Annotated in this window: 10 protein-coding genes, 1 pseudogene and 2 riboswitches; of the genes and pseudogenes, 3 read left to right on the top strand and 8 right to left on the bottom strand. The window is 42.4% G+C overall.

From position 1 onward, the window contains the following. Window positions 1-253: 253 nt before the first annotated feature. The 3 genes from OQ5_RS0118210 to OQ5_RS0118200 all read left to right on the top strand — a co-directional run bounded on the left by OQ5_RS0118210 (window position 254) and on the right by OQ5_RS0118200 (window position 4,324). On the top strand, window positions 254-532 hold the full coding sequence (locus tag OQ5_RS0118210; protein WP_016778862.1) for a type II toxin-antitoxin system HigB family toxin: 279 nt from the start codon (window positions 254-256) through the stop codon (window positions 530-532). A gap of 11 nt (window positions 533-543) precedes the next feature. Further along, window positions 544-1,095 carry a helix-turn-helix domain-containing protein gene (locus OQ5_RS0118205; protein WP_016778861.1) on the top strand — a complete coding sequence of 184 codons (552 nt, stop codon included), beginning with the start codon at window positions 544-546 and terminating at the stop codon, window positions 1,093-1,095. A gap of 427 nt (window positions 1,096-1,522) precedes the next feature. Further along, window positions 1,523-1,616: riboswitch (TPP riboswitch) on the top strand. 127 nt (window positions 1,617-1,743) lie between these two features. Then, window positions 1,744-1,834, top strand: a riboswitch (TPP riboswitch). Between the two features lie 54 nt (window positions 1,835-1,888). Further along, window positions 1,889-4,324 carry a TonB-dependent receptor gene (locus OQ5_RS0118200; RefSeq protein WP_026055394.1) on the top strand — a complete coding sequence of 812 codons (2,436 nt, stop codon included), beginning with the start codon at window positions 1,889-1,891 and terminating at the stop codon, window positions 4,322-4,324. Between the two features lie 7 nt (window positions 4,325-4,331). On the opposite strand, the gene hypD is transcribed toward OQ5_RS0118200, so the two are convergent. From hypD to OQ5_RS21620, 8 genes and pseudogenes are all read right to left on the bottom strand, one after another. Further along, on the bottom strand, window positions 4,332-6,695 hold the full coding sequence (gene hypD, locus OQ5_RS0118195) for a trans-4-hydroxy-L-proline dehydratase (RefSeq protein ID WP_016778859.1): 2,364 nt from the start codon (window positions 6,693-6,695) through the stop codon (window positions 4,332-4,334). Between the two features lie 401 nt (window positions 6,696-7,096). Continuing rightward, window positions 7,097-7,894: a glycyl-radical enzyme activating protein gene (locus tag OQ5_RS0118190; protein ID WP_016778858.1), complete on the bottom strand. Its 798-nt coding sequence runs from the start codon at window positions 7,892-7,894 to the stop codon at window positions 7,097-7,099. 43 nt (window positions 7,895-7,937) lie between these two features. Beyond that, a complete protein-coding gene (locus tag OQ5_RS0118185) occupies window positions 7,938-10,172 on the bottom strand; it encodes a S9 family peptidase (protein ID WP_016778857.1) in 2,235 nt (744 codons plus the stop codon). 895 nt (window positions 10,173-11,067) lie between these two features. After that, window positions 11,068-13,443, bottom strand: a complete 2,376-nt coding sequence (locus OQ5_RS0118175) for a glycoside hydrolase family 127 protein (RefSeq protein ID WP_016778856.1) — start codon at window positions 13,441-13,443, stop codon at window positions 11,068-11,070. 183 nt (window positions 13,444-13,626) lie between these two features. Further along, the gene (locus tag OQ5_RS0118170; protein WP_016778855.1) at window positions 13,627-14,466 is read right to left on the bottom strand and encodes a hypothetical protein; all 840 of its coding nucleotides are present in this window, start codon (window positions 14,464-14,466) and stop codon (window positions 13,627-13,629) included. After that, complete coding sequence (locus OQ5_RS0118165) at window positions 14,456-15,658, bottom strand: glycoside hydrolase family 27 protein (RefSeq protein ID WP_016778854.1); 1,203 nt, start codon at window positions 15,656-15,658, stop codon at window positions 14,456-14,458. Before OQ5_RS0118165 ends, OQ5_RS0118170 begins: the two co-directional genes overlap by 11 nt. Window positions 15,659-15,731: 73 nt before the next feature. Continuing rightward, a complete protein-coding gene (locus tag OQ5_RS23960) occupies window positions 15,732-16,355 on the bottom strand; it encodes a DUF5695 domain-containing protein (RefSeq protein WP_218054575.1) in 624 nt (207 codons plus the stop codon). Beyond that, window positions 16,279-18,486: pseudogene (locus OQ5_RS21620) on the bottom strand (DUF5695 domain-containing protein). The gene OQ5_RS23960 and the pseudogene OQ5_RS21620 overlap by 77 nt, the downstream one beginning before the upstream one ends. Window position 18,487 lies beyond the last annotated feature (1 nt).

The raw sequence follows: 18,487 nt of genomic DNA, 5'->3' as shown, positions 1-18,487 counted from the left end.
GACGAAAACTTATGAATAAAGCAGGCTAGGAAAAAAGAGTCAGAAACATTACAAAAAGACACATACACATTTCATTAGGGGCGTAAGCTACCCGGTTGCGCAATTGCAACGAAAAAAATCATTCATTGTTCTAATTAATTCCGAACTTAAGTCGTATCTTTGACGTAAGATTATAAAACCCAAAACAAATTGAGAATTACAAACAAGCACATTACTTGGCAAACTGATTAAGAAAAATCAGGGGAATTCAAAATTGGTCAAAGCTGTTCGGCAGCTAATTTCCGATATTGAGAAAAATGATTGGGAAACGCCCCTTGATTTGACAAATGACAGACCAGATGCCGATTGTGTTTATGGTGGAGAGTTCTATTTTTTCAACATTAACATTCACAGGACTTTAATCCTAATTGAATTTGAAGAAAATGGAGAAGCAACAGTTGTTTGGGCAGGAAACCATGATGATTACGAAATGACTTTCAAAAACAACCGAAATGTCATCAAAAAATGGTTGAGAGATAATAATTGGATTTAAAACAAAGAACGATGAAAGATATTAAAGACATAAAAGAAATTGAAAATATCGAAAGACTTGAAAATGAATATGATTTACAAAAAGCATCATTGCTTGACCGTAAATTACGATTGATGATTAAAGAAAACCCGGATTTAAAACCCATTCGGAAAAAAATAAGAGACTTAATATCAGAATACGAAAGCAGAAAATGGTCGGATTTTGAAAAAATAACTGATTCCCAAATAGACGAATCTGACAAAGCAGAAGAAATCGTTGATTACGAACAAAAATTCATACAGAAACGAAAAGAAAGCATCAGAAAAAAGCTTAAAGAGTTTGATATGACTCAGCAGGATTTAGGACAAATATTGGGTCACCCCAAATCATATATCAGTGAATTAATAAATGGTGTTTCCCAATTCACGTTGAAAGATTTGGTAATAATCCATCGACTTTTAGGAATAAGCTTGAAAACACTAATTCCAACTTATCTTCAATCTGAAACAAGAGATAAAGTGAGAGAATCCATTGACAAATTGAATAAACCAAAACTCAGATTGAGAAAAACAGAAATTGCATAGAAACAAAAGCACTAATCGAGTAGATGGCCGGTGAGCCATTAGCCCACCGGAGCACCTCTCACATTCACCCTGTGAAATCAACTTATTTCACAGGGTAAACCGTACGTAGGGGTCTCGTATACGGCGGTTCTTTAAACCATAGGAAACATCTGGTTCATTTCCGTATTTTTGGAAATCGTTTTAAACATTGTAGCCAAAGGGATGTATCCCCGTTTCATTAGACGAGCTTTGGTGATGGTGGTTCCAAATATCGGGCTCTGGGCAATAGCCCAACCTCCCATCCGACTGCAGCTCCATGCATAGGCATCGCGCGGGGGAACACCTAAACGGATCAGGTTTTTCCGTTTCCGTTCAAGTTTCTTTGTTCACTAACATTAATTTTCAGACCTTCTTATCTTTTTATTTCAGTAAAAATATATATATTTGCAACCATAAACGGGGGTGCCCAACCATTGGCTGAGATCATACCCTTAGAACCTGAGACGGGTAATGCCGGCGCAGGGAGTTGACTCTCCTTTTGTTCACATCCCCCGATTTTTATAGTTTATAGTGGTTAGTCAATAGTTGCTTAGATAATAGTTGCTTAGATAATTATTTTCTTCAGACTTAAGCAATCTAATGACTACTGACTATTCACTAATTACTGAACTAACTACAATGGGGTGCCTGAAAAAGGCTGAGATCATACCCTTTGAACCTGGCCGGGTAATGCCGGCAAGGGAATGTATGATGTCTTTAAAAGTTTTCCTCATTGCAGTTTAATGTTTGATTGTTAAACTTTAACTGCTTTGTTATGCAAAAATTTTTGATGGTTTTGGGGCTGATTTTCTTTTCGTCCCAAATGTTTTCACAAAATGATTTAAGCGGAGTTGTTTACTCCGAAGGACAGGAACCACTCGCCGGAGCATCGGTATTACTAAATCCGGGAAATCGTGGTACCGTAACTGATGAAAATGGCCGTTTCCGGTTTTCAGATGTTTCCTCAGAGCGTATGGAGATCACAGTATCTTTTCTGGGTTATCAAAAATGGCAACAAACCATTCATCCGGAAGAAACCGGTGAATTAGAAATTATGCTTAAACAAAAATCCCAACTGACCGAAGAAGTGGTGGTAACCGCTTACCGTGCCGGCAACCGTACGCCTGTAGCCCATACCGATCTTGGTCGTGAAGAACTTCGTGCCGGCGGTGCCGGAAATGACATTCCTTCTCTTTTGAAATTGACACCCTCGTTGATCACCACATCCGAAAGCGGTATCGGGCTGGGGTATACCAATCTCAGGATACGAGGGACCGATCCTACGAGAATCAACGTAACCATGAACGGAATACCGGTGAACGACTCTGAAAGCCAGGGTGTTTTCTGGGCAAATATGCCCGATTTTGCCAATTCGGTAGAGAATGTTCAGATACAGCGCGGCGTGGGAACATCGACTCAGGGGCCCGCTGCTTTTGGGGCAACCGTAAATTTTCAGACCACCACGAGCGATGCAGAACCTTATGCAGAACTTAATTCCACAGCAGGCTCCTTCAACACCTATAAAAACAGCCTTCGCTTTGGAACGGGGCTGATCAACGATAAATTCTCGTTCGAAGGCAGATACTCACGACTTAAAAGTGATGGTTACATACACAATGCATTTTCCGATCATCAATCCCTTTACCTCGGTGGAACGCTGCATCTTGATAATAGTTTTCTGAAAATGATTGTTCTGCATGGCGACCAGCGTACCGGAATCAGTTGGTGGGGAGTACCTCAGGAAATGCTGGAAACCAACAGGCGGTACAACCCGGCAGGTGTATATACCGATGAATATGGTAATGAACAGTATTACGAAGACCAGACCGATAACTACAAACAAACGCATGCACAGCTGTTTTACAGTGTGGCTGCCGGCGAACGGTTTCATTTTACCGCCGCATTGCATTACACGCGGGGAGACGGTTTTTATGAACAATATAAAGAAGATGAAGAATTTGCCGATTACGGATTGCCTTCATTGACAATTTCAGATCAAACCATTGCAACAACCGACCTCGTGCGTCGCAAATGGATGGGTAACGATTTCTATGGTGCCACTGTATCGGGGGATGTTGAACTATCATCAGGAACCAATCTTACTTTTGGAGGCGGATGGAATCAATACGACGGCGACCATTTTGGCCGCCTGATCTGGATGCGCTACGCCGGAAACACCGAAAAAGAGCACGAATGGTACTTCAACAACGGATTGAAAACCGACTACAATGTTTTCACAAAATTCAACTGGCAGATTAGTCCGCTGCTCAGGATTTTTGCAGACATGCAATACCGTGGCATCAATTATAAAATGACAGGCAATGATGATGATCTGAGATCATTAGAACAGGAACATAATTTCAGCTTCTTCAATCCCAAAACCGGCGTTTATGTTACCCCGTCAGACAGGCACAATATTTATGCTTTCGCAGGAATCTCTAACCGGGAACCGACACGTACCAATTTTAAGGAAGCCAACAAAGACCCGGATGCTACCCCAAAAGCAGAAAGGTTATACGACCTGGAAGCCGGTTACAATTATGAATCACCCTCTTTTTCGGGAGGCGTCAACTTTTATTACATGCATTACAAAGACCAGCTGGTACCAACGGGCGAAAAAAGTAATGTCGGGAACGATATTATGACCAATGTCGAAAAAAGCTATCGTGCCGGTGTTGAGCTAATGGTAGCTACACTTCCATTATCATGGCTTGGCTGGGACATGAACATCACACTCAGCCGCAATATCATCCGTGATTTCGTAGAAACATCCACCAACAGTTATCCGGTAATAGTAGATGGCGAAGAAGTCTGGGAAACAGAAACCATCACCAAAGAACGGGGTGATACCGAAATTGCCTATTCACCAGCGGTTACCGGCAGCAGCAAGCTATCAGCAGAGGTGATTAAAAACCTGAAAGTTTCGCTTCTCAGTAAATACGTTGGCGAGCAATATTTCGACAACACCGAAAGTGAAGCTCGTAAACTGGATGCTTACTTTGTGAACGACTTACAATTCACCTGGTCATTGTTTCCAAAACCACTTAAAAACATTGACCTTCAGCTGACCATCCACAATGTACTTGATCACGAATACGAAACCAATGCTTATGGCGGTAACTGGTATGAGCAGGGACAGGAATACACCTGGGCCTATTTTTATCCCATGGCCGGAAGATATTACATGGGACAGGTGGTGATAAGGTTTTAGTGATGTGTTAAACAGATTCGTGAGCTGTTCGTGCAATGATTTCATTCTGCAGATCGGTGCCCAGATCATTAAAATAATCACTATAACCGGCAACACGAACTATGAGGTCGCGATATTTCTCAGGATGTTTCTGAGCATCACGTAAAGTATCTGCATCCACAACATTGAATTGCACATGGTGACCATTGAGACGAAAATAACCACGTACCAATGAAGACACTTTCCGTATTGATTCGTCACCGTCAAAAAAAGACGGGCTAAACTTCTGATTAAGGAGCGTTCCTCCGGTACGTAAATGATCTATTTTAGCGGCCGATTTCATCACTGAAGTCGGCCCTTTTGTATCTGCACCCTGCACCGGGGAAATGCCTTCAGACAAGGGCATTCCTGAACGCCTCCCGTCAGCGCTGGCGTGCATCACACTGCCAAAATAAACATGGCAGGTGGTCGGGAGCAAATTGATACGATAAGTGGCTCCCCTGGGACTTTGATGACCGGTGACCGAATCGTGAAATATTTCAAAGACTTCTACCGCATGACGATCTGCTTCGTCATCATCATTCCCGTATTTTGGCGTATGATAAAGTAACTGGTACAACAACTTGTCATCGCTGGCAAAATTATTCGTCAAGGCTCCCAAAAAATCGACCGGTGATATCCTTTTCTTTTCAAAGACATTGATACGCCATGAAGCAAGAGAATCTGTTATGGTTCCCAGTCCCACTCCCTGTATATAATTGGTGTTGTAACGAGCTCCGCCCCTTATATAATCTGTTCCTTTGGCAATACAATCTTCAATAATCAACGATAAAAAAGGTGTGGGCAGATGCTCCATGAAAATCGTTTCAATGATATTGCTACCTTTTATCTTGATCTCTGCAAAATGCTGTACCTGTTTCCGAAAAGCATCCAGAAGTTTGTCATAAGATTTGAAAGAAGCTACAAACCCTGTATTCAAACCTATTTGTTTACCCGTCCGCGGATCAACCCCGTTGTGAAGAGTTACCTCCAGAATCTTTGGCAAATTGAAATAGCCGGTCAGAATATAACTTTCTGTTCCAAAGGCACCGCTTTCCACACACCCGCTGGCACCGCCGTTTCGCGCATCCACAATACTTTTTCCCTGGCCGGTGAGTTCCTTTTCTATGGCATCGGCGTTAAATATTGAAGGCTGTCCAAATCCGGTTTTGGTAATTTTCACAGCCCTGTCGATAAATTCATCAGGATTAACGCGGCTTAGCTGCACCATTGTACCAGGTTGCAACAAACGCATCTCCTCGATGACATCAAGAATCAGAAATGAAAGTTCATTCACAGCGTTGGTTCCGTCAGGCTTAACACCCCCAAGGTTGATCAGGGTAAAATCGGTATATGTATTACTCTCCTGTGCCGTGACCCCGACTTTTGGCGGAGCCGGATGGTTATTAAATTTAATCCAGAATGCTTCAAGGAATTCTTTTGCTCTTTCCCGATCCAGAATTCCGTCTTCCATTTCACGAGCATAAAAAGGCCAGAGGTGCTGATCGAGCCGTCCCGGGTTAAAAGAGTCCCACGGGTTTAATTCTGTTATCACCCCAAGATGAATAAACCAATAATGCTGCAAGGCTTCATGAAATGTAGAGGGTGCATTTGCCGGGACACGACGGCATATCCCTGCCATATCAAGTAATTCCTGTTTTCTTTCGGCAGATTCCTCACAAGCCGCAAGTTCATCCAGTTTGTCGGCATGTCTGTTGGCATACATCACTATGGCCCGGGCAGCAATTTTCATGGCATCGAGTTCTGCACATATCATTTGTTCTTCAGATTTGTCAACAAACTCAACGGCACGATACACTTCATCGATCTCTTGTATCAGGTCGTTCATGCCTTTCCGGAAAATTTTTGCACCGGCAACTGTATGACCGGGAGCACGCTGTTCCATAAATTCGGTAAATATTCCGGCATGGTATGCATTCAACCAGTCATCAGGCATACTTTGCATGATACGATCACGATTGGAGCGTCCCTTCCAGAAAGGAATGATTACATCTTCGTAAGCTTTCCGGGTATCTTCATCAACCAAAAATGAGACTTTTTCACGACTGTTCAGGATATCCAGATCTTCCATTGAATGAACAGTTATTTCAGGATAAGTAGGTGTGGCTTTAGGAGCAGGCCCACGCTCACCCACTATCAATTCCTGATCAGAGATGCAAACCTCTTTTCGGGACAGAAGATATTCCAGTGCTTTGGCCCTTTGAACAGGCTCGGGATCGGCAGGATTCACATGATTATCATAAAACTCAGTGATCAACAATGCCCGTTCGGCCGAAATACGGTTAACTGCTTCCAGGCTCTGGCGACGAAGATTTTGTATGCGCGGATTCATATTTTAATATTAGATGAGATGGTTAGACATTTAGATTTAAGATTTTAAGATATAAGTAGTGTCTGTCCATAAAGTACCATTTGCTGTGTTACACTCGCCGCCAAAATCCTCATTTACGATGAGTAAACTCCGGTTTTGGCGGCTTCGTAAGCCTTGCAACTGGTACTTTCTGAACAGACACATATATTGTAAAAATTTTTGCGAGTTTATAGACACGCACTAAGTAGTTCAATAAAAAACTCAGACTAACTCGTTGGTAACGTGATGAGGCAAGGAACCCCAAAGCTTAGGTTAAGGTTAAGGTTGAGGTTGAGGTTGAGGTTGAGGAATGCCAACTCAACACAAAACTCCGAATACAAAACGCGAAACACGGAATACGAAACTCAGCACGCTGAAAATTTTCACCCCCCAACATGCACATCAAATCCAGCCTCATTAAATGGGTTCTTCAACTCTTCCAAATCCGTTGACTGGAGGGAGGGTACATCCCTAAAGACATTCTTTAGTCCAAAACGCTCATATTTATGGTTTCCTGTATTATGAAAAGGTAATAAATCAATTCCAACAGGCTTTTCAGGAAGGGTTGCCAAAAAATCAATGGCCGCCATAATGTTGCTATCAGTAAATGATACGCCGGGGATAACAGGAATCCTGATACGAAAAGGAATTTTATTTTCAGAGATCACCTGTATATTATATAGAATTCTTTCATTGGAAACCCCTGTATATTTTTTATGCAATACATCATCCATAACTTTAAGGTCGACCAGAAGAAGATCGGTCAACACTGCTATTTTCATCAGATTTTCAGTTTCAGTAAAAGCTGAAGTATCCACTACCGTATGGACGCCTTCACTTCTACAACGATTCACCATTTCAAGAAGAAAACCATACTGCAAAAAAGGCTCCCCGCCCGAAAAAGTGACGCCTCCACCCGACTCTTCCATAAAAACCCTGTCAGATAAAATTTCATGCATCAGTTCATCCGCAGTCATTTCCTTCCCTACCGTCTCCATCTGCACGAAAGATGAATTCCCTACTTTCTGTGCTTTGGGAACATCAACAATGGCAGGATTTATACTTTCGGGATTGTGGCACCAACTGCAACGAAGCGGACATCCTTTAAAAAAAACTGTGGTGCGAATGCCCGGCCCGTCGTGAACGGCAAATTTTTTAATATCGAAGATGGTGCCTGTCATGGGTTTATCTTTTTGTTTTTAACACAAAAGCCCAGAATTTTCATTATTCATTCCACTGCGGAGTTTCCTGATTTAAAAGTTTCCGGATAAAGAAATCACGTCGTTTCCGTTCTCCAAACTCACCGCCCAGGGTGTGTTTTACACCCGGCAGAACGACCAGTTCAAACTCCTTTCCGGCTTTAATCAATGCATCGGCCACCTGCATGGTAGATGCAGGGTCTACGTTATCATCCATTTCACCCACAATCAGCATCAGATGACCTTTCAGGCGATGAGCATTTTCAACATTCGAAGATTCAGCATAGTGTGGACCAACAGGATAACCCATCCATTGCTCATTCCACCACATCTTATCCATCCGGTTGTCGTGGCAGCCACATGAAGCCACGGCAGCATCATAAAATTCGGGATGAAAAAGAACCCCTGCCATTGCATTTTGACCGCCTGCTGATCCTCCGAAAATACCTACCCGGGTTGTATCCATACAAGGATACTTTTCGGCTGCTGCCTTTATCCATCGAATGCGATCGGGAAAACCGGCATCTTTCAAATTTTTATAGCAAACGTCATGAAAAGCTTTACTGCGATTAGAGGTTCCCATCCCGTCAATCTGAACTATGATGAATCCCAGTTCGGCCAGACTGCTGAATGACGACATATAAGGAGTAAAACTTTTCTGCACAAAAGAACTCTGGGGGCCTGCATAGATGTACTCGATGACCGGATAAGATTTCTCCGGATCAAAATTGGTGGGACGATAAATATTTCCCCAAATATCTGTTTCTCCGTCACGTCCCTTAGCGACAAAAGGTTCAGGTGCAATCCAGTCTTTATCTTTAAGCTTTGAAATATCCGCTTCTTCGAGTGTCATCAACTTATGGCCATCTGAAGTACGTCGCAAAATCGTAACGGGGGGCGTGTCAGGTGTAGAATAGGTATCCACAAAATATTCATGATTATTAGAAAATCTGGCATTATGCTGCATCTTTTCAGGTGTCAGCTCTTTCAGATTCTTTCCGTCGAAGCCAACCCTATAGTAGTGCTCAAAATAAGGATCTTCATTTTTGTTACGCCCGCTGCCGCGAAACAGGATGGTACGATTCTCCTCATCAACATGCTCTACACCACGTACGACCCATTCCCCTTGTGTTATTTGATTTTTGATTTCACCGGTTTTCCCATCCACCAGGTAAAGATGATTCCATCCGTCACGTTCTGATGCCCATATTATTTCGTCGGTTTCTTCCACATCGTAACGATACCGTTTGCCGCTGTAATCGATAAACGTGTCGCTTTGCTCATCAATAATTATTTTTGTTTTTCCGGTTTGAGCGTCGACTCTCACAACCTGGTAACGCTGATGACCACGCTGATTGAACTCAAATGTAAATGCTTTCCCGGAAGGCTCCCACTTTACATTGGAAATGCTGTATTGATTCTCAAAAGGACGGGTGTTAATATCAATTTGTTGTTTTTCTTTTACATCAAATAATGCAGGACGGTGTATGGGCAAAGCATCGCCGGGCCTGAGATACTCAATTTTGTGCAGTTCCGGCAATAATTGGTCTTCGGGCGATGATTCCACGAACTGCATGTAACGTTTTTCATGTAATCTCACTTTATTGGTCGTGAGGTAACGTGAATCGGGCGACCAGGAAATATAAGATGAATAAAGATCGCCTGCAGAACCATCGAAACTGAGCTGAATAACTTCATCTGTATCCAGAGTTTTCACGTAAACATTGTAATCACGAATGAAAGCCTCCATGCTTCCGTCGGGTGAAACAACCGGGTCGTTAGCCAGCTCATCGCCCGATTCCCCCCAATGCGGCGTTTCCTGTTCCTTTTCTTTTGCAGACAGCGATTCCAGTCGATAGTCTTCTTCCAAATAGCATTTCCAGATAGTATCTTTTCGTTCGAAAGTAAACGTCTTGGTGTCATCAGAAAATTCCAGGTCAGGAAGTGAAAGCTGGTTAGCCTTGGCCACTACTTTTAGATTCTCCTGAATAGCTTTTGCAAGACGATCCTGATCGAATGCGATCCGTTTTTCCTGTTTGTTTGCATCAACAATAAAAAATTTTGTTGTATCAACAGAAATACGTGTCTTATACCAAAATACATTGGTTGTATCGATCCAATTCAGTTCAAGGACATCGTGTAATACCAGATTTCTGAATTCCAAAATCGAATCGGCACGTTGGTAATCTTCTTTAGTGAATTGGGCACTTAGAGAAAATCCGGCAAAAACGAGGAGTGTTAAAAAAATTATGCGTTTCATAGCTACGGAAATAAGTTTTTGTGTTTCGCGTTTTGTATTCGGAGTTTTGTGTTGAGTTGACATTCCTCAACCTCAACCTTAACCTAAATAAAAGAAGGCTAAACACAGAGACGTAAAGTTTTTTATGAGAGGGGGCGTGGTTTATTCCTTTAAATTCATAAACAATTAATTTCCATCTGATTGCAATAGCAGATCATTAGATTTCTATATTTTTAGATTATAAATAGAAGATGATTTGTATTATACTGACATGCAACATTTTATCAAAAACACGTTAATTGTAAAAATTGATTATCAATTTATTACAAAGATTTAAGTTTAGCGGAGAATTGAGACCAGGTGCAATTTGAAAAAAACAATATTCTCCTTAGTTGCTTTCCCGGGAAAACGATCACGTGAGCCAGCACTCGTAAAGACCTACGCCAAAACGACGATATTGATTGTTATAGTGCTTGATTGTAATCATTTGAAGAAGTTTATAGTTGCTAATTTAATCATTTTAACATTAATGATTGGTATTTGTATCATTTTTTACAGGAGGGCTAAATAGTGTCTGTCCATAAAGTACCATTTGCTGTGTTACGCCTGCCGCCAAAATACTCATTTACGAAAAGTAAACTGCGTTTTTGGCGGCTTCGCAAGCCTTGCAACTGGCACTTTCTGAACAGACACATGATAAGTAAGAATCTTTTCCTACTTTATAGACAGAGACTAAATACTATCATCCAGAATCAGATAATCTGTAAAAGTGAATTAATTTCCTACCGTGAAGAAAAATTTCACGGCAGGAAATTTGATATCCACCTGCATTCCTTCAAAAGACAATATTGACAAATAGTAGCAATCCAGAATATGGTGAATCAGGGATGCCATATTATTATTCTATTTGTTATGGTCATTCAATTCCTTTCAATGTTCTTACGCCAAATATCGGGCCTGCACGATGATTGTCTTTCGGATCGAATTTGACTGTAATGGTACCGTTTGAAAGGTCAATGGCATCAGGAATATCATAGACTTCGGTATAGAATTCACCTGGCCGTGCATTGGAAATATTTTCGGTAACTATAATCTCACCGTTAACAAGAATATCGAAAGTGCGACTTCCCTGGTAACCACCCCAATATTCCACGGCAAGTTGAACCGGGTGGCTCTCGTTTACATCCATTTCGAACGACATCCAGCCGCCGCGATCGGCTTCACGATATTTACGACGACGGTATTCATGAACCCAGCTATCCTTACTTTTGAAGTTATGATCCCTCTCGGGTTGCATTTCACCGGGTTGGAAAAAATCAATTGTACGGGCTTCCAGTTCTTTTTTGGCTTCCTGTTTAGCACTATATTCTTCCTGGAAGGACTTCCATTTTTCTTCATTGAAAATGTCAAAATAAACAGAATATCTCCAGTCGTGGGTTTCGAAAAACGGTTTGAAAACAATATCCCTGGGGCGCCCCACATCTTCTGTTTTAAAGGTATTTGGCTCATCGGGAACAGGTGAAGTCCAGGCTTCAGGATTACGATCTTCAACCATCAGAACAGGTACATATAACGGGTCGGTAGCATCGGGATCATCCTCAGGCCCCAGTTGTCCGGCAAGCACCAGAGGTCCGTGCATTAAAGCAACCCGGTCTTTATTATCGGGCATGGGCTCTAAACGAAGCGAAAAAGGAAATGAAACTTCCACTTTATCACCGGATTCCCAGGTACGATTGATGGCTAAGAAACTTTGGGGTTCATTAGTGAAAGAAACGTTTTTGCCATTGACTTTTACAGTCATCCCTTCTTTTGCCCAATAGGGATAGCGAATTCGTAATGTCAATTCAACCGGTTGCTCACATTCAAATGTAAATGATGTATTTTGTTCATCAGGATAGTCTGTTTTTTGAGTCATTTTCAGACTTTTTTCTTCCCAGTAAAGTTCGGAAGCAATAAACTGACTTACAAACAACTCCTTGTCATTATAAAAATAAATGTTTCGTGGATATTTGGAATGATTCTCCATTCCGGTTCCCACACAACAGGTAAAGCCATGAGGATTCTGATAATGTTTATGACCACCCATTTCAAGAGACAAGTTATAGATTACATGACCGGTTTTTGGATGCTGAGATGATAAAATATGATTGAATAACGCCCTCTCGTAGAAGTCTGCAACACGGGCATTTCCTTCCCACTTAAACAGATGGTTTGAGAGCTTGAGCATGTTATATACATTGCAGGTTTCGGTAGTATTACTGCTTAGCCGGTTGCTGAGTGTGTCCGGGGGACCGAAATATTCGTGATCACCATTTCCGCCGGTAACATAAGAGTGATGATTAACAACGCGTTCCCAAAAGAATTCGGCTGTTTTGCGATCAACAGTGTCACCGGTTAATTCATAACGACGGGCAAGACCTATCACTTTTGGTATTTGAGTGTTGGCATGATGTCCGGGAAGGATATCTATACCTTTTGAAAGTGCTCCCAGAACAGCATCGTCATGAAAAACTCTTGACAATTCAAGATATTTCTCCTCACCGGTAACGGCATACAATTCGACATAAGCCTCATTAATGCCTCCGTATTCACAATGAAGCATTTTCTGGATTTCCTCATGCGACAGATCCTTTACGATTGTCCCCAACCAATCGGCAAAGTTTTTTTCGATTTCCAGAGCCTTTTCATTTCCACACAGATGATAGGCATCCATCAAACCGGCCATAACTTTATGCTGGGTATAAATAGGGGCCCAAATACCATTCAGGTCAAACCCAGCCGAACGAATCTCGCCTTTGGCAATTTCTTCTTCAAAAATTTTTTTGCCATTTTCAAAAGCACCTATATAACCGTCACCATCAGCTTTCTGAACTTCATACAATTCATCAACAATGTAATTAACTCTTCTCAGGAATTCCTCATTTCCGGTTGTTTTGTACATCATGGAACAAGCCGAAAGATAATGTCCCAGGCTGTGTCCCGTCAGCGATTCGCCTTCCCAACCGCCGTAATGTTCGGCCTTCGGCTCAAGTCCGGCCTGCTCTCTGAAGTGTGCCAGAAAACGGTCGGGCTCATAATTTAAAAGGATTTTTTCGTTTCGTTTGGTTGCTTCCAGAAATGGGCCATCAAGCAGTTTCACATCATCAAGATCAAACTGCAATGCTCTGAATGACACCACTTCCGGGCCATCGGTCTTAATGTAATGTTTCTCTTCACCGGATTGCTGACAGGCACTTAGCCACACAGCAGCTCCCAAAAAAATAGCTTTAATTGTATTTGTTGTCTTTTTCATACTTCTATAGATCGTTAGATTTTTAGATATTTGAATTAATCGTATAAACCTTATTTGCTATGATTTGCTAAAAATGCATCCCCGCTTTTTCATAAAACATACAACTCCCTCGACATTCCCTGTTAAGATTGGAAAATCATTACTACACACGTTGGAGTCCTTCTGTATCCATTATGAAGCCTTTTATTTAAAAGTTTCCAATGTCACATGACATGAAGGACAAGCCTTCACGTCAAAATCCGGGAAGTACACACTAAGCAGATTATATAAAGCTGGATCGTATTCCTTTAATTCACTTCGGGTATTCACATGATTGTGCTTGCCATCTGGCTGCGGTACTTCAGCATTAACATTGAACCAGTTTTGAACACCCTCGGCCCAATACTCCCACACATCAGTTGCCGCATAAGTATTGTGATATTTCCCATCTGCGATAGCAGCATCCAGCATTTCCTGCAGCATATCATTAAAACCTGGTTTCAGGGGCAGAATTCCAACCCCGTGAATGGTATGCGCAAATTCGTGAATAAGAATATCTTCAGCGTGATATTTATCGATCTGATAACACAAGAGATTTTCTTCAGCACAAGTGGTAAGCGGAAGGTCTAAAGTTCCGCCCAATCCCCGGGCTCTGACATCCCAGTTTAAACTGGTGTCGTTTTCAAGATGAGCGTGTTCAGGTATATCTGTAGTTCCTTCATATCGTGCCATAATACCAACGCGGGTATTTTCTTCCTGCATCTGTGCCAACACATCTCCAGGTAAACCGTCGGTCATAAATTCAATGATCTGGCAAGCGGCATAAACAGTCGAATCGGGAACCCTATGAGAACTTATTATATGAATGCCATTAACATTGACATACTTTTTATAAAAATCATCCAGCTGAAGTTTGACCGGTGGTTTTGTAATTTTATATTGCTTTTCTTTCTCTTCTCCGGTATTTGTTGCATCAGAAAAAACACAACCAAACAATAGAAACAGAGAGATCACCGATAATATTAACTTTTGATTATTCTTCATTTTCCTGCTTTTTTAATGTTACCATTAAAACACCGTGTGACGGGATTTCGACCGAAAGTTGTTCGTCGGTATTTCCAATATTTTCATGTTCCCAGCAATCCCATATTTCATAAGTGTTTTTGTGCACATTAACATCCCTCACAAAGTACATAGTATACTGTTGCCAGTCATAATCCAACTGCCAGGTATGATGGGAACGATTCAGAAAGCAGACGGCAACTTCCCCGTTGGAAAGTGGTTTGGCCCATATTTCATAATCGCCCATATCCATAAACCGTCGTGCCTGTTTGCCCAGTTTATCCTGATTAACAGCAATCACATCCTCATTGGTAAGAATATCAACGGTTTTCTCCTTCATATCTCTCAGATCGTTGCCAGCCATGAGTGGAGCCGCCAACATGGCCCACATAGAAAAGTGGCTTTTATACTCGGTATTGGTCATACCGCCATTGCCCACTTCAAGCATATCGGGATCGTTCCAGTGCCCCGGTCCGGCATAGGGATAAAGCTCGGCCTGTTCATCTATAATGTCCAAAACGCCAAGACCGCCCCAATCAAACTCACATTCAAAACAATCTCTGATGTCGGCTGTAGTTCGCCATAAATGACCAATTCCCTCTCCCCATTTCCAGGGCTCGTTATCGCCCCACTCGCAAATGGAAAAAACAATTGGACGACCGGTCGCTTTCAATGCATCGCTCATGGTCTGGTAGGCAGCTTCTGCATTCTGTCCTTCATTGTAACACCAGTCGTATTTCAGATAATCCACACCCCACTCAGCATACGTCCGGGCGTCCTGAAACTGATAACCACGACTCCCGGGGCGTCCCTGGCAGGTTTTCGATCCGGCACAGGAATAAACACCAAATTTCAATCCGAGAGAATGAATGTAATCGCCCAGAGCCTTCATTCCCGAAGGGAAACGCTCTGGATCGGGAATAATATTCCCCAAGCTGTCGCGTCCGATCTGCCAGCAATCGTCGATAACGATGTATTCATAACCGGCATCGCGCATTCCCGACTCTACCATTGCATCGGCCATCTCCATGATCATCTCTTCATTTACGTCACACCCAAACTTGTTCCATGAGTTCCATCCCATTGGCGGGGTAAGAGCCAGCCCTTTATTTTCCTGAGAAAAAACAGGCTGAATAATGAGTAAAACAAGAAAAATGAATAATAACTTTTTCATAATAATTAGAATTTTGTCAAAAAAGGACGTCCTTATCCGATCATCCCGGATCACCGGATGAGTTTCTACCCTCTTAATTCTCTTTGATAACCCGGATAGTTCTTTCTTTCTTTTTCAATGGGATTTCATAAAGGTTACGGTCGTTTTTAGTAAACCTGGCAACTTTCCAGGCACCTTCCCCGGATACATCATTAGACTTAACCTCCATTAATGCCTCAGGTGTGAATTCGTTTTCAACATCCAAAACCGCCTTTATCTCTTCGGTTTCAGGATTAAACGAGACAGATTTAAACTTTCCAGCATCAAGCGACAACTCAACACCCACAGGCGCTATAAAAACCCTGGAGCGAGCGGCAGTTGTCAAATTCATCGTAATCCACTCATCTTCAACGATAATATTGCCACCCATCGCAATCCATCCAAACTCGTCATGCCGGGTAAGGAATGAAGCAGTGTTAACGGCATAACCAAAAAAACCAGGGCCGTAATCGCCAGAAATGCCATCATTACGTAATGTAGAAGGGAATGAATGAAAAGCACAGGGCGCAAAACCATCCTGAGTAATATTTGACAAAGCCCCCATAAGACCACCATAACCAACACGTAACATGTAAAAATTATCAGGAACTTCCTTGTAGGCATGCAAAACCGGGATAGCATTTAGTGCAGAACCATAATGATGAAGCTGGCGTTCCACACGAGACAATTTGCCGGACAAAAAGGAAATCCCAATACCGGCGGGCACATCCGTTGTATCCCCAATGCGGCACGGTAGGCATGTAAGCCAGTATCGCATTCAGCGTAACAGCAGCTTTCTCATCAAAGTCAAAATACTTCGACCACATGTATACTTCTTCCTGTCCGGTAGAATCCCAGGGCATTTCGCTTCCAAAAGGATAATTCAAAGAAGCCTAGTGTTCTGCACGTTCGCGCATGGTTGACTCCAGTTTTTGAGCCAGATCAGTCCAACCTTCCCGCTTCAGGTCATTCAGCACCAAAATAAAGATGGTACCCTCCATTTGTCCGAACTGAGCATAATGCGGTGCCTGCTCAACCATAGCTATCGCTGTGTGAAAAGCATTTTCAAGATACCATTCCCAGTTACGCTGTGTCACCAATCCTTTATAATTACGGGCCAAACGATACATCACCCAATGGGCAGCCGTCACGTGTGGATAATTATACGAACGGCCTACCGTCTCTGATGCTTCTTTACTCCACGCAGCCCAGGTATTGTAATTGATGTCGTCACTATATGTTCCCTCAGGCATACTGTCGGGTTCATAATAAAACAAGCTCTTGCGAACACCATATTTATGTTCACCTTCACTATATTGAATACCACCCCACATGGTCTGATTTACAAAATCTTCCATTTTAGCAACTTCTTCCGGATCGGGTTGAACCAGCTGTTTCATAATGGCATTGAGCCAGCTTCCGGCACCACCTTCATCACTCAGGCCTGCAATCCAGACACGACCGTCCTGAGTAACCTGCTTTTTTTCTTCATAATCATAAGTAATCACAGATGGATTACGTCCAAAAGGATCATCCTCTTCATCAAACCATTGTTTGATGGTAAGAAACCGGCCATTATCGGCAACAACATCTTCTTCCGGTTTAATAACTTTATAATTAATGGTCTGAAGGGTGCCATCATCATAAGTAATGGAAAGTCGAGCACGTCCCCATTTTTCTCCGTTCACAAGATACTTCTTCCAGCCTCCGGGGGTTTCCCCTCCTTCATCCACAGAAAGTGCTCCTTCGGGCTCCACTTCAACCGACTGAATATTTTTTCCGTATTTAATAAATAAACTTCCATTTACATCCTTTGGCAGAACATACCCGGGAAATCCGACAGCAACTGGACGATCATGCTTTATCAGTGTTTCTTCAACAGTCTGAACATTATCAGCTAAAACAAACTCAACCCCTGTTGAATAAGTCTCTCCCGGAGAGAGTGAAACAGATGTCGGCTGATTCCACTGCTCTGCATCACTCCACTCATTCTCAGCATAGGCTTTGCTATGAACCATCCATTCGTGAAATCCTTCAAAAGTGATCCCTCTGGGCATTGGATCGTCAAGCAAGGGACGATAAGCCTCGAACGGGGTTTTATTATGTGGAAGCACCAAAAGAACAGGGCCTTCACCACTCAAACGAACAGCTTGTAGATAACCGGCATCCATCCCGATATAAGGATCAAAAAAGACATTCTCTTTATGAACCTCATCAAGATGCTTTTCATGAAGTATATTATTGAAAATCATGGGTATTCCGAGTGCCCCGATTTCAACATTTTTGTCTGATTCATTGATCAGTTCAAAGCGCAGAACCAGCTTCCCGTCTTTGTTTTCCCAATAACGCGTCACTCTCAGCGGTAAATCATCCGGCAGGGTAGAATTCAAACTTGCAGCCGCCAGGACACCATCACCGGAACCGCTTAAAGCCTTTACCGATTTCCTTCGGGTTGCTGTAGAATAACTTGTCCATTTTTCATCCTCACTGGTCTTCACACGGAAATTAACATCACCCAGTTCATAGTAACCGTCGCCCTTTCGGACATCCGACCATTCGCCTGTCGTATAATTGAATTCGGGATCAGAAGCAGGGGATAATATTTTTGCTGTTTGAGAGGATTTGTTAAGGGAAAGAGTGAAAGCAGTAGTTGATAATTCCAGTAAACCCGAAGGAGAACGGGAACTTTCCTGTGCAACGGCTTTCCTGGAAGTAATTCCGCATCCGGCAAAAACAAAAACTCCCAAAACGAAGGACAGAGATGCTCTACTGCTAAGCCCTTTATGCTTGCATGACTTTAGTAACTTCATG

The organism is Anaerophaga thermohalophila str. Valhall (assembly GCF_000250735.1).
GTDB lineage: Bacteria > Bacteroidota > Bacteroidia > Bacteroidales > Marinilabiliaceae > Anaerophaga > Anaerophaga thermohalophila_A.
The sequence above is the reverse complement of the archived record's forward strand: the minus strand, read 5'-3'. Positions and strand labels throughout refer to the sequence as shown.

Bases quoted from the DNA above. Each gene is read 5' to 3' on its own strand.
- OQ5_RS0118205 (WP_016778861.1), top strand. From the start codon at position 544: ATGAAAGATATTAAAGACATAAAAGAAATTGAAAATATCGAAAGACTT.
- OQ5_RS0118200 (WP_026055394.1), top strand. From the start codon at position 1,889: ATGCAAAAATTTTTGATGGTTTTGGGGCTGATTTTCTTTTCGTCCCAA.
- hypD (WP_016778859.1), bottom strand. From the start codon at position 6,695: ATGAATCCGCGCATACAAAATCTTCGTCGCCAGAGCCTGGAAGCAGTT.
- OQ5_RS0118190 (WP_016778858.1), bottom strand. From the start codon at position 7,894: ATGACAGGCACCATCTTCGATATTAAAAAATTTGCCGTTCACGACGGG.
- OQ5_RS0118185 (WP_016778857.1), bottom strand. From the start codon at position 10,172: ATGAAACGCATAATTTTTTTAACACTCCTCGTTTTTGCCGGATTTTCT.
- OQ5_RS0118175 (WP_016778856.1), bottom strand. From the start codon at position 13,443: ATGAAAAAGACAACAAATACAATTAAAGCTATTTTTTTGGGAGCTGCT.
- OQ5_RS0118170 (WP_016778855.1), bottom strand. From the start codon at position 14,466: ATGAAGAATAATCAAAAGTTAATATTATCGGTGATCTCTCTGTTTCTA.
- OQ5_RS0118165 (WP_016778854.1), bottom strand. From the start codon at position 15,658: ATGAAAAAGTTATTATTCATTTTTCTTGTTTTACTCATTATTCAGCCT.